Below are 12,367 nucleotides of genomic sequence, written 5' to 3' on the forward strand. Positions count from 1 at the left end.
CTCTGCTGTCCCGCACGGCACCCGAAGGAGCGTTCACCACCATGACCATCCGCCCGATCACCATCCACGGCGAACCCGTCCTCCACCGCCGGGCCGCCGAGGTCACGCAGATCGATGACGAGATCCGGACCCTGGTGGCGGACCTGTTCGAGACCCAGGACGCGGCCCGCGGCGTCGGGCTGGCGGCGCCCCAGGTGGGGGTGGGACTGCGGATCTTCACGTGGACCTTCGAGGACTCCGGGGACGCCCCGGCACGCGGGCACGTGATCAACCCCGTACTGACCCGGATCGGCAAGACCTCCCAGGAGGATCCGCACCCGGACGAGGAGTCCGAGGGCTGCCTGTCCGTGCCCGGCTACAGCTTCCCGCTCAAGCGCTCGGACCATGTGCGCCTGACCGGTCTCGACGTGGACGGCCACGAGATCGACTTCGAGGGCACCGGCTGGTTCGCCCGCGTCATGCAGCACGAGTACGACCACCTCGACGGCTACCTGTACATCAACCGCCTCAACGGCAAGTGGACCCGGCGGTGGAAGAAATCCCTGCGCCGTGAGGGCTGGACGGTGCCGGGCCACACCTGGCTGCCCGGTGTGGACCCCGACCCGTTCGGCCACGATCACGCCGACGACCTCGAGGATCACCAGCACGAGAATCGCTAGCCACACCACTTTGCGGGCAGAAACACCCGGGTGTTTCTGCCCGCAAAGTTGACATCAGGGGAGAACGACGCCGGCCCGGCCACCTTCTCAGGTGACCGGGCCGGCGCCGTGGTTCAGGGGGTTCCGGGCGGGCCCGGAACGGGTCAGGCCTTCGGGAAGACCGGGACCGCGTCCCCGGCCATCTCCTCGATGACACGGACCACCTGGCAGGAGTAGCCGAACTCGTTGTCATACCAGACGTAGAGCACGGCGTTCTTGCCGCCGTTGACGATGGTGGCCAGGCCGTCCACGATGCCGGCGCGGTTGGAGCCGACGAAGTCCGAGGAGACGATCTCCGGGGAGTGGATGTAGTCGATCTGGTTGCGCAGCTCGCCGGTCAGGGACTCCTCGCGGAGCCGCTGGTTGAGCTCCTCCACCGTGGTCTCCTGCTGGAGCGCCAGGTTCAGGATGGCCATCGAGACGTCCGGGGTGGGGACGCGGATGGCGTTGCCGGAGAGCTTGCCCTTGAGCGCGGGCAGGGCCTTGGCCACGGCCTTCGCGGCACCGGTCTCGGTGATGACCATGTTCAGGCCGGCGGCGCGGCCGCGACGGGAACCCTTGTGGAAGTTGTCCGTGAGGTTCTGGTCGTTGGTGTAGGCGTGCACGGTCTCCACGTGGCCGTAGTCGATGCCGTACTCGTCGTGGAGGACCTTCAGCACCGGGGTGATGCCGTTGGTGGTGCAGGACGCGGCCGAGAGGATGGTGTCCTCGGCGGTGATGTCACCGGTGTTGACTCCGAAGACGATGTTCTTGATGTCACCCTTGCCCGGCGCGGTCAGCAGCACCTTGGAGGCACCGTTGGCCTTCAGGTGCTGGCCGAGGCCATCCTCGTCCCGCCAGCGGCCGGTGTTGTCCACCACGATGGCGTCGTGGATGTCATGGGCGGTGTAGTCCACGGTGGACGGGTCGTTCGAGTAGATGACCTGGATGACCGTCCCATTGGCGGTGATCGTGTTGTTCTCCTCATCCACGGTGATGGTGCCCTCGAAGGGTCCGTGGATGGAGTCACGGCGCAGCAGCGAGGCGCGCTTGACGAGGTCGTCCTCCGAGTTCTTGCGAACCACGATGGCCCGCAGGCGCAGCGAGGAACCGCCGCCCTCGTGGGAGAGGATGATGCGGGCCAGCAGGCGGCCGATGCGCCCGAAGCCGTAGAGCACCACGTCCTTGGGGGCCTTGACGCCCTCGCCACCCTGCCCGGCCACCTCGGCCAGCTCGGTGTCGAGGAAGTGCTGCAGGTCGCCGCCAGCGGTCCGGAACTTCCCGGCCAGCCTGCCCAGGTCGATGGACGCGGCGCCGAGGTTCATTCCGGCCAGGGCCTCGACCATGGGATAGGTGTCCTCCACCGGAAGCACGACGTCGTCGATCTGACGGGCGTAGCGGTGGGCCTTGATGATGTCGATGACGCCCTTGTGGACGAGCTGGCGGCCGTAGATGCTCGTGATCACGTTGTTGTCCCGGTACAACGAGCCGATCAGCGGAACCATCCTCTCGGCCAGCTCCTCCCGGTTGTTCCAGGCGGCGCGCTGGTCCTGCGCGGTTCCGTTGGTCGCTTCTGCCACGGTAGGTCCTTCCCTTGTGCGCCTGCCTCCAGGCGGCGACGGCGCTGTCGCTGACGGGCACCGATGGGCGCCCGGTGAGCGGACGGTCATGGCCCGTCCCGGCCAATGCCGCCACCAGATGGCACACGGCGGTGTCCAGTCTAGTGAATCCTGAGCCGTTCACCGCAGAAGTGTGTCCGCGTTGACACACGAAGGGCCGTGACCTCGACCACATCGGATCGGGAGGCCGGTGGGCCGGCCGACCAGCAGATACTGACAGCCTTGTCATTTCTTGTTTGACTCAATCCACCATCTTCCTGAATGGTGGCTGGGAACCGACGAGCCGGACCACCGTCCCGGAACGTGCGACGGTATCCCTCGTCTCATCAAGAGAGGCAATCATGTCGAGCTCGGACCACGAACCCACGACCACAGCAGAGGACCCACCCACGCCCACCACCACAGCACCAGTCTCGGAGGACGGCCGGGAGCATGTCCCTCCCTCAGCCCGGATCCACGAGAACGACTCCGACCAGGAGATCACAGAGAAGCTCAAGCGCCAGGGTGTCCGCGTGGGTGCGGGGACCATCGCGCCGGCCGTCTTCTGGCCCTCGCTGATCCTCATCGCGGCAGTGGCCCTCGTGGCCATCCTCGCACCGGATCCGACCGGAGAGGTGCTGTCCACCATCCAGGGCTGGATCACCACCAACCTGGGCTGGTTCTACATGCTGGCCATCGGCGTCTTCATCATCGTGGCGCTGGCCATCTGCTTCTCCAAGTTCGGCAAGATCCGCCTGGGCAAGGACGATGAGAAGCCCGAGTTCGGCGTGCTGTCCTGGTTCGCCATGCTCTTCGCCGCCGGCATGGGCATCGGCCTGGTCTTCTACGGCGTCGGTGAACCACTCGGCTATGCCACCACCACGCCGAAGCCCGGTTGGCCCGGCACCGAGACCGGCGCCGACGGCGTCACCTCGATCATCCCCGGTCAGGAACACGCGGTAGCCATGTTGGGCATGGCCCAGACCTTCGTCCACTGGGGACTTCACCCCTGGGCCGTCTACGCCGTGATCGGACTCGCCGTCGGCTATGCCATCCACCGCCGCGGGCGTCCCGTGTCCATCCGCTGGGCCCTGGAACCGATCCTGGGCAACCGGGTCAAGGGCTGGATGGGCGACGTGGTGGACATTGTCGCCATCTTCGGCACCATCTTCGGGATCGCCACCTCGCTGGGCCTGGGCGTCCAGCAGATCGGTGCCGGCCTCACGGCGATGGGCATCGTCGAGGCACCGGACCAGACGCTGCTAGTGGTGCTGATCATCGTCATCACCCTGCTGGCCACGCTGTCCGTGGTATCCGGCATCGGCCGGGGCATCAAGTGGCTGTCCAACATCAACCTGTCCATGGCCGCCATCCTGGTGATCTCCGTGCTGCTGCTCGGCCCCACGCTCTTCCTGTTCCAGAACCTGGTCCAGTCCGTCGGCGTCTATCTGGCCGAAGTCATGAACATGACCTTCGACGTCGGCGCCTACACCGGCGAGGCGGGCGCCAGCTGGGGCGCCAGCTGGACCATCTTCTACTGGGGCTGGTGGGTCTCCTGGGCCCCGTTCGTGGGCGTGTTCATCGCGCGCATCTCCCGCGGCCGCACGGTCCGCCAGTTCATCGGCGGCGTGCTGCTCGTGCCGACGCTGGTCGGTTTCCTCTGGTTCTCGATCATGGGCGGCACCGGGCTGTGGCGCCAGCTGTTCTCCGATGATCCGATCGTTCCGGAAGGCGCTTCCGAGTTCGGCGTGGAGGCAGCATTGTTCGACGTGTTGGGCGATCTCCCCCTCGGCAGCGTGCTGTCCGTGATCGCCATCCTCCTGGTGGCGATCTTCTTCATCACCTCGTCAGACTCCGGCTCACTGGTGGTGGACATGCTGGCCTCCGGCGGTCACCCGAACCCGCCGATCTGGTCCCGCGTGCTGTTCGCGCTGCTGGAGGGGGCTCTCGCCATCGGCCTGCTGCTCGCCGGAGGCCTGGGTGCCCTGCAGGCCGCGTCCATTGCCACGGCCCTGCCCTTCAGCCTGATCCTGATCGCCATGTGTTTCGCCATCGTCAAGGCGTTGAAGAAGGACCAGGACGCGATCGACGCCCGCGAACGCCGGCTCCGCTATCAGCAGATCAGCGATCGGCTGTCCGAGGACTTCGACGACGCCTTCGGCGAACAAGTGGATCACCGCATCGATTACCGGATTTCCCGCACCACCGGGGTCTTCGACCGCCGCCGTGCGGGCGGCACGGCCACGCAGACCGCCGCACCGGACTCCCCGCCGTCGCCCACACCGGCCACGGAGCCGGACGCCGCCCGGAACCGGGACCAGTCCCGTCGGCTGTTCCGCGGGCGCCGGAAGGACGGCCAGTAGGCCATCAGGACGGGGATTCCCTCCCCGTCCGGGTCCGCTCGCGCCGGACATCGCGAACCCCCGGGAGGCCTGGCCTCCCGGGGGTTCGTCGGTTCTGAGCCTCCGGTGGAGGAGCGTGGGCGGGACAGGCTGGCTTGTACGCCGGGTTCTGTACCGGGAGCGGTCACCCGCTTCCCAGCGACGGCCATCCATCTAGGCCCGCCGTTGCCGACGGGCTCGAGCGGCCAACCCGGATGCTCGGGCGGGCAGCCCTCGAACACATCCTGTTCGGCCTTGCTCCGGATGGGGTTTACCGAGCCGATCCGGTCACCCGGACCGCTGGTGGTCTCTTACACCACCGTTTCACCCTGACCTGCCCGCCTGAGGCGCGTAATGCACGCACCAGGCGGGCCGGCGGTCTGTTTTCTGTGGCACTGTCCTGCGGGTCACCCCGAGTGGGCGTTACCCACCATCCTGCCCTGTGGAGCCCGGACGTTCCTCACGGCACCGAGAACCGGTGCCCTGCGGCCGTCCGCCAGCCTGTCCCGGCGCACCAGTCTACCGCCGGCCGGTCGCGGCGGGGCCCGGCGGGGATCGCTAGGCTGTTTCGGTGCTCATCCTGTTGCCGCCCTCCGAGGGCAAGACCGCTCCCCGTTCCGGCGCTCCCCTGGACCTCGCCTCCCTCGTCCTGCCCACCCTGGCCGGTGAGCGGACCACGGTCATGGGCATCCTCGCCGCGGCCTCCGCCAAACCGGATGCTGCCGAGGTGCTGGGTGTGGGCGAGACCGTGCGGGCGGACATCGACGCCAACGTGGTGCTCATGGAGTCGCCTGCCGCTCCGGCTCACCAGGTCTTCACCGGCGTCCTCTACGACGCCCTCGACTACCCCTCCCTCCCGGAAACGGCCCGCCGCCGGGCCCGGGAGAAGGTCCTGATCTTCTCCGGCCTGTTCGGGGTCCTCTCCCTGGGCGACCACATCCCGAACCACCGCCTGTCCGTGACCAGCTCCCTGCCCGGATTGGGCCGCCTGTCCAGCTGGTGGAAGCCGCGGCTGACCCCTCCATTGGATGCCCAGGCGGAGCACACCGGCGTCATCATCGATGGTCGCTCGGGCGGCTACGCGGCGCAGTGGAAGGCCCCGGCGGCGATCACCGCCACCGTGGACGTCTTCCAGATCCGGAACGGTGAACGCAAGGTCGTCTCCCACTTCGCCAAGCACACCCGGGGTCTCGTGGCCCGCGAGCTGCTGCTGGCCGGCCCCCGGGTCGTGAAATCACCCGAGTCCGCCGCCGAGGTGATCGCGGCCGCCGGGTCCGCCGAGGGCACCCATGACTGGTCCGTGGACCTCGTGCCGGGGACCGGGACCAAGCCGTCGAGCCTGCAGATCGCCCTCCCGGACGAGCACACCACGGTCCGAGGGTCCTGACCCCGCGTCGGTGGGATCGGGCGGTCTGCCCGAGGTCCAGTCGTCCTTCTGCAGGAAGGTGACTGGTTCCCCAGGTCAGCGGGAGGCAAGCACCTCGGCGAGCTTGGCTGGCCCTGAGGGGGCGATCTCCCAATGATCCATGCCTGGCTTGATGGTCAGAGACGTTTTCATGCCCTGGCCCGAGTAGAAGGCAGAACCGAGGCGGGCAGCGTGTACGGCGTCGAAGTCTCCAGAGGCCCCGCCACGGGAGGGCGTGTCGTCGGCCCCGACCACCCAGTGCATCTCGTAGTTCTTCATCAGGGCGCTGGAGATCGGGCGGAGCGGCGCCTTCTGTCCGTAGATCCCGCCGCCGGCCACCAGCACGGCCGCCCCACCGGTCCATCCGGCGGAGTGGGAGTTCACCACGTGCCGGGCAATGGTGTCAGCTCCTCCGGAGTAGCCGGTCCAGTACACCTGGTTCAGGTCCAGGTCGTACTTCTTGCCCAGGTTCTTGAGGAGGCATGCGGTAGAGGAAGGCGGCCAACTCGCCGCGCGTGATGGGCCGGTCCGCCCCGAAGGTTCCGTTGGCGTAGCCGGCCGTGTATCCCTTGGCCTGCATCCAGGAGACCGCGGTGAAGGCGGAGCGGGAGGCGGGAACGTCGGTGAAGTCGAGGTGAATCCCGGGCCGGTGGGTCTCGCCGGAGAACCGGTAGAGCAATTGAGCGGTCTCCCCTCGCGTGATCCGCTGATGCGGGGCGTAGGAGCCGTTGATGTAGCCGGTGCTGATCTGTTCACAGCGGAGCCAGGTGATGGGGTCGTAGAAGTTCGCCCCGCGGGGAACGTCGGTGAAGTCGGGGGTGGCGCAGGCCTGGGTGGCGGCGGCCTCAGCCGCAGGGGCAGTACTGGCGGACACGGGCCCTGCCAGGGTGACGGTGACGGTGAGTATGGCCATGACGCCGGCGATCCGGCGGCGGTGCGCATCGAGCATGATGTTCCCCCTGTGATGACATGACAGGAGCAATCGTGGCGCCCCTGCGTCGGAAACTATGCGGCATCGTGCTCTGCAGCGGTTCACTCACGACCTCGGCGCCGTTTCTTGCCTTCGCTGTGGGCTCCTACGCGCCCGCGTACAGCGCGGGGCTAGGCCGGCTCGGCCACGAGCTCGACCTCGAAGCCGTTCGGCGCCTCCAGGTAGGCCGCGTAGTGGTTGCGACCGCCGGCGAAGGGGTGCCGGTCCGCGAACAGCAGGGTGAAGCCACGGCTCCGGGCGGCCTCGGTCAGCGCATCGACCTCCGCCCGGGAGCCCGCGTGGAACGCCACGTGGTTCAGTCCCGGCCGCAGCCGGTCATGGCCACTGGCACGGACGTGCGGGCCTGATTCCAGGACCAGGTACTCCCCCGCCCCCTGGTAGCTGGTCCCCTCGGACCATTCACCGCTTACCGCATAGCCCAGTTCCTGGAACAGCCAGCCCAGGCTGGCGCGGGCGGCTTCCAGGTCCTCCACCCAGATCTCCACGTGGTGCAGTCGTCCCGCCCGCCGCGGGGGGACGACGCCGGCCGGGGCGGCTCCCGCGGTCGGTTCCGTCGCCCGCGCGCCCGGGGCGAGCGAGCCGGCGTCGGGGGCGGGTGCGGGGGCAGGCGAGGGCGCCGGCGAGGGGGCCGGGGCAGGTGTCGATGCGGGGGATGCCCCCGTCACCTTGATGCCGGACCTCTCCTTGACCCATGCGGTGCCGGCGGCCCCGGCGTCCATGGCCTCGTTGGAGAGGAGGTCGGCGTCCTTGTTCTTCGCCCGCGGGATCCACTCGTAGGTGACCTGGCTGGCGGGCAGGATGTCCCGGGCCTCAGCGGCCAGTTTCTGCATGTCGGCGTGCTTGATCTTCCAGCGCCCGCTCATCTGCTCCACCACCAATTTGGAGTCGAGCCGCACGTGCACGGCGGCGTCCGGGTCGATCTGCCGAGCCATCCGCAGTCCGGCGATCATGCCCGAGTACTCCGCCACGTTGTTCGAGGCCCGCCCCAGTGGCTGGGCGTCGATGTCCAGAACCGCCCCGGAATCGGGATCACGGACCAGCGCTCCGTAGCCGGCCACACCGGGATTGCCGCGGGAGCCGCCGTCGGCCTCGACATACAGGAGACGACCGGTGGAGGGGGTGGACTGCTGGGGCACGCGGAGATCTCCTAGGGAGGGTGAGGACGAGGTGGACGGTGGGGATGAAGTGGGCGTGGTGCGGGAACTGGTCGAGTCTAGGCCTGTTCGGCGCGGACCAGGATCGCCCCCGAGTCGGGGCAGAAGGCGAGCGTCTCCACGGGCGTCTGCTCGATCTGGGCCAGATCGGCGGGGCTCAGCGGCATGCCGGAGGCCTCGGACCGGTTGCCGACGAGCCGGGCCGCACCGATCCCGCCGTTGCGTTCCCGGATCTTGTCATAGCGGGCCACCAGGTCGGCGGGCAGGGTGGCGGCGAGGGCCTGGCGCTGGCCGGTGAGCCCGTTGCCCTCGGCGGCGACGCCGGCCGCCTCCTCCTTCAGTGCGGCACCGCGTTCCTGCGCTGCCGCCTGGGCCGCGGCGAGGTGGCGCTGGGCCTGGGCGTCGGCCGCCTCGGCCTGTTCGGCGGCCTCCATGGCCTCCAGCTCGGTGCCCTCGTGCTCGTCCTGCAGGGCCTGGAGCGTCTGCAGCTCGTGCATCATGTTCTCGAGGTCCTTGGCGGAGCCCTGCCCGGCATCGAGGCGCTTCTGGTTGCGGTCCCGGTGTTCCTGCACGCCGGCCACGGTGGCCTCGGCTTTCCGGACCGCCTCCCGGGCCTCGGCCAGGGTGGTGGCGGCCTGTTCGGCGGCCCGTTGGTGGTCGGCCAGCTCCCGCTGGAGCCGGGCGTAGTCCGGGTCCTGGCGCAGTTGCTGCATGCGGTGGCGGGCCCGGTCGAGGGCCGTGTCCAGTTGCTGGAGCTCCAGCAGGCGCAACTGCTCGGCGAGGGGAACGGTGGGGGCATTGCTCATGGTGGTGTCCTTACGGTTCGGTGGTCACGGCCCGGGCGTCAGGACGAAGTCCCAGGGGTCGGAGTTGTGGGAGCTCACGGCGATCTCCACGTCGAAGCCCCGATCGGTGAGCAGGGTGTCCAGGGCCTCGGCGGCGGCAGGCAGCCACAGCCATTCACTGCCGAAGTGGGAGACCTCCACGAGGTAGGGGCGGCCACCGGTCAGCCGGGCGGCCTCCCGCAGCTCGGAGGCGGGATGGTGGCGGAGGTCCGCGGTGACGTAGACGTCCGCCTGGGCGGCGCGGACCTGGTCGAACAGACTGTCCCCGGCCCCGCCGCAGACGGCGACGGTCTGGACGATGCCGTCCCGGTCACCGGCCACCCGCACGCCGCCGGCGACGGCGGGCATGGCCCCGAAGACCCGGGCGGCGAACTCGGAGAGCGTGAGCGCCTGGGGCAGGTGCCCCACCCGGCCGAGGCCCTCCTCGGGCAGCCCGCCGGGAGTGGGGGCCAGCGGCACCACCGATTCCAGTCCGAGGATGTCCGCGATGACATCCGAGACGCCGCCGACGGCGGAGTCCGCGTTGGTATGGGCGGTCAGCAGGGCACAGCCCCCCTCGATCAACGTGTGGACGGCCTGTCCCTTGAAGCCGGTGGCGGCCACCGAGGTCACGCCGCGCAACAGCAGGGGATGGTGGGTGACGAGCAACTGGGCGCCGGCACCCACGGCCTCGTCCACCACCTCCTGCACGGGGTCCACCGCGAAGTGGATCCGTCCCACCGGTTGGCCGGGGCGGCCGGCCACCAGGCCGGTCGCGTCCCAGGGCTCGGCGAGGGCGGCCGGCCACAGCTCCTCGAAGCACTCCAGCACCTGGGCCAGGGTCGGCGTCGCGGTGTTCGGAGTGTGGGAATCCGTGGCGTGGGTCTCGGCGCTCATGGTGCCATTCTGCCTGAGACGGGAATGAACGCGGCCAGCGGGGCGCTGTAGGGAAATGTGAGTGATCTCGACAACGCCCCCGAAGCCACAGATGCCACTGACGCCACCGCAGCCCCGGCGGCCGAGGAACAGCGCTCGTCCTACCGCGTGCTGACCATGGCCGGCGGATGCTTCTGGTGCCTGGACGCCGTCTACCGGCGGATCCGCGGAGTCACCTCCGTGGAATCCGGGTACACCGGCAGTGACTGGCCGAACCCCTCCTATGAGTCCGTCTGCTCGGGCCGCACAGGCCACGCCGAGGCCGTCCGCGTCGGGTTCGACGAGTCCGTCGTCAGCGCGGACCTGATCCTGGACCTCTTCTTCACCGGGCATGACCCGACGACCCTCAACCGCCAGGGCCACGACATCGGTACCCAGTACCGGTCCGCCCTGTTCCCGGCGGACGCCGCGGACGAGGAGCTGTACCGTGCGGCCATCCGGCGCAACCAGGAGAACTGGCCGGACCCCATCGTCACCACCCTCGAGCCGCTCGGCACGTGGTACCCGGCCGAGGACTTCCACCAGGACTTCTACTCCAACCGCCCGGACGTGGGCTACTGCCACGTGATCATCACCCCGAAGCTGGCCAAGGTGCGCCAGCGTTACTCGGAATGGCTCGTGGAACCCTCGGAGAGTGTCGGCCTGTCATAGGCTGAAGTCAGCACTGTTATCGCGGCCTTCTCCCGGCTTGCCCACGTCCACCGTTTCTGGAAGGAACACCGTCTTGGCCACTATTCTCAACAACATCACCGAAGCCGTCGGCAACACCCCGCTGGTCATGCTTAACCAACTGACCGAGGGCCTTCCCGGCAAGGTCGCCGTCAAGGTCGAGTTCTACAGCCCGGCGAACTCCGTCAAGGACCGCATTGGGCGTTCGATCGTGGATGCGGCCGAGGCCTCCGGCCAGCTCCGCCCCGGCGGCACCATCGTGGAGGGGACGTCCGGCAACACCGGCATCGCCCTGGCCATGGTCGGTGCGGCCCGCGGCTACAAGGTCATCCTGACGATGCCGGAGACCATGTCGAACGAGCGTCGTGTGATGCTGCGAGCCTATGGTGCCGAGATCGTGCTGACTCCGGGTGCCGACGGCATGCGGGGCGCCCTGGACAAGGCCCAGCAGATCGTCGCTGAGTCAGACAACGCCGTCTGGGCCCAGCAGTTCGCCAACGAGGCGAACATCCAGGCCCATTACTCGACCACCGGCCCGGAGATCTGGGAGGCGACCGACGGCCAGGTGGACATCTTCGTCGCCGGCATCGGCACCGGCGGGACCATCACCGGCGCCGGCCGCTACCTTCGAGAGCAGAAGCCGGAGATCAGGATGGTCGCGGTGGAACCGTCCGACTCCCCCATTCTCTCAGGCGGCAAGCCAGGACCGCACAAGATCCAGGGCATCGGCGCCAACTTCGTCCCGGAGATCCTGGACACGGAGATCTACTCCGATGTCTATGCCGCCACTCTCGAGGAGTCTGTCTCCACCGCGCGGGCCCTGGGCACCCGAGAGGGCATCCTCGGTGGCATCTCCTCCGGCGCCATCGTGGCGGCGGCCCTCCAGCAGGCTGCCTTGGAAGAGAATCGTGACAAGTTGATCGTCGCCGTCGTGTGTGACTTCGGGGAGCGCTACATCTCCACGGTCCTCTACGAGGACATCCGCGGCTGACCGGCCGGTCTCCCTCTCCCCTTCCCCGGCATCCTGGCGCAGCCCGGAGCCACCCGATCGAAAGGCCACCAGTGGGTTTCCTGTCCCGACTGAAGGAAGACATCGCCAATGCCCGGTCCCATGACCCGGCGGCGCGGGGAAACCTGGAGGTCGCCGTCGTCTACTCAGGTCTGCACGCCATCTGGGCCCATCGGCTGACGCACCAGATGTGGCAGCACGAGAAGCTCAAGACGCCGGCACGGGTGCTCTCCCAAGCCGCCCGGACCCTGACGGGCATCGAGATCCACCCCGGGGCGACGATCGGCCGCCGCTTCTTCATCGACCACGGCATGGGCGTGGTCATCGGTGAGACGGCGGAGATCGGCGACGACGTGATGCTCTACCACGGGGTCACCCTCGGCGGACGCTCCCTGGAACAGGTCAAGCGCCATCCCACCCTGCATGACGGCGTGGTGGTCGGGGCCGGGGCGAAGATCCTGGGCCCGGTGGAGATCGGTCAGGGCTCCTCGGTCGGCGCGAACGCGGTAGTGGTCAAGGACACCCCGGCAGACTCGATCGCCACCGGCATCCCCGCGACCTTCCGGCACCGTTCCCCCAGGGAACAGCAGCCGGCCGTGGACCCGGCGGAGTACGTGGACCCCGCCATGTGGATCTGACCGGCGCAGCACCGAGAGCACCACACCCGGGTACGACGCCGGCCGGAACCTTCCGCGGAAGGTGCCGGCCGGCGTCGTTCTCTGG

At 68.8% G+C, this 12,367-nt stretch carries 12 protein-coding genes and 1 other RNA gene; 6 read left to right on the top strand and 7 right to left on the bottom strand.

The window, feature by feature from the left end:
- Positions 1-41: 41 nt before the first annotated feature.
- Complete coding sequence (gene def / locus AB0333_RS11315; RefSeq protein WP_366218780.1) at positions 42-659, top strand: peptide deformylase; 618 nt, start codon at positions 42-44, stop codon at positions 657-659.
- 143 nt (positions 660-802) lie between these two features.
- Here the strand turns inward: def and AB0333_RS11320 are convergent, their stop codons facing one another.
- On the bottom strand, positions 803-2,257 hold the full coding sequence (locus AB0333_RS11320) for a glyceraldehyde-3-phosphate dehydrogenase (protein WP_366218781.1): 1,455 nt from the start codon (positions 2,255-2,257) through the stop codon (positions 803-805).
- A gap of 380 nt (positions 2,258-2,637) precedes the next feature.
- Here AB0333_RS11320 and AB0333_RS11325 point away from each other — a divergent pair, with 380 nt between their 5' ends.
- Entirely contained in the window at positions 2,638-4,638 is a 2,001-nt protein-coding gene (locus AB0333_RS11325; RefSeq protein WP_366218782.1) for a BCCT family transporter, read from the top strand.
- Positions 4,639-4,759: 121 nt separating this feature from the next.
- Here AB0333_RS11325 and rnpB read toward each other — a convergent pair.
- Positions 4,760-5,160, bottom strand: an RNA gene (gene rnpB / locus AB0333_RS11330) — RNase P RNA component class A.
- A 67-nt stretch (positions 5,161-5,227) separates the two neighbouring features.
- On the opposite strand from rnpB, the gene AB0333_RS11335 reads away from it, so the two are divergent.
- Positions 5,228-6,043 carry a peroxide stress protein YaaA gene (locus AB0333_RS11335; protein ID WP_366218783.1) on the top strand — a complete coding sequence of 272 codons (816 nt, stop codon included), beginning with the start codon at positions 5,228-5,230 and terminating at the stop codon, positions 6,041-6,043.
- Positions 6,044-6,118: 75 nt separating this feature from the next.
- Here the strand turns inward: AB0333_RS11335 and AB0333_RS11340 are convergent, their stop codons facing one another.
- From AB0333_RS11340 to AB0333_RS11360, 5 genes are all read right to left on the bottom strand, one after another.
- Positions 6,119-6,448 carry a hypothetical protein gene (locus AB0333_RS11340; protein ID WP_366218784.1) on the bottom strand — a complete coding sequence of 110 codons (330 nt, stop codon included), beginning with the start codon at positions 6,446-6,448 and terminating at the stop codon, positions 6,119-6,121.
- A gap of 16 nt (positions 6,449-6,464) precedes the next feature.
- Positions 6,465-7,010: an S-layer homology domain-containing protein gene (locus AB0333_RS11345; protein WP_366218785.1), complete on the bottom strand. Its 546-nt coding sequence runs from the start codon at positions 7,008-7,010 to the stop codon at positions 6,465-6,467.
- Between the two features lie 152 nt (positions 7,011-7,162).
- Positions 7,163-8,188 carry a reverse transcriptase-like protein gene (locus AB0333_RS11350; protein WP_366218786.1) on the bottom strand — a complete coding sequence of 342 codons (1,026 nt, stop codon included), beginning with the start codon at positions 8,186-8,188 and terminating at the stop codon, positions 7,163-7,165.
- A 77-nt stretch (positions 8,189-8,265) separates the two neighbouring features.
- On the bottom strand, positions 8,266-9,012 hold the full coding sequence (locus AB0333_RS11355; protein WP_366218787.1) for a DNA-binding protein: 747 nt from the start codon (positions 9,010-9,012) through the stop codon (positions 8,266-8,268).
- Between the two features lie 24 nt (positions 9,013-9,036).
- Positions 9,037-9,927 (bottom strand): Nif3-like dinuclear metal center hexameric protein, encoded by an 891-nt coding sequence (locus AB0333_RS11360; protein WP_366218788.1) that lies wholly within the window; start codon positions 9,925-9,927, stop codon positions 9,037-9,039.
- A 156-nt stretch (positions 9,928-10,083) separates the two neighbouring features.
- On the opposite strand from AB0333_RS11360, the gene msrA reads away from it, so the two are divergent.
- The 3 genes from msrA (at position 10,084) to epsC (ending at position 12,282) form a co-directional block, all read left to right on the top strand.
- A complete protein-coding gene (msrA, locus tag AB0333_RS11365; RefSeq protein ID WP_366218852.1) occupies positions 10,084-10,617 on the top strand; it encodes a peptide-methionine (S)-S-oxide reductase MsrA in 534 nt (177 codons plus the stop codon).
- Between the two features lie 73 nt (positions 10,618-10,690).
- Positions 10,691-11,626, top strand: a complete 936-nt coding sequence (cysK, locus tag AB0333_RS11370; protein WP_366218789.1) for a cysteine synthase A — start codon at positions 10,691-10,693, stop codon at positions 11,624-11,626.
- Positions 11,627-11,697: 71 nt separating this feature from the next.
- The gene (gene epsC / locus AB0333_RS11375; protein WP_366218790.1) at positions 11,698-12,282 is read left to right on the top strand and encodes a serine O-acetyltransferase EpsC; all 585 of its coding nucleotides are present in this window, start codon (positions 11,698-11,700) and stop codon (positions 12,280-12,282) included.
- Positions 12,283-12,367 lie beyond the last annotated feature (85 nt).

The organism is Citricoccus sp. NPDC079358 (genome assembly GCF_040702545.1).
GTDB lineage: Bacteria > Actinomycetota > Actinomycetes > Actinomycetales > Micrococcaceae > Citricoccus.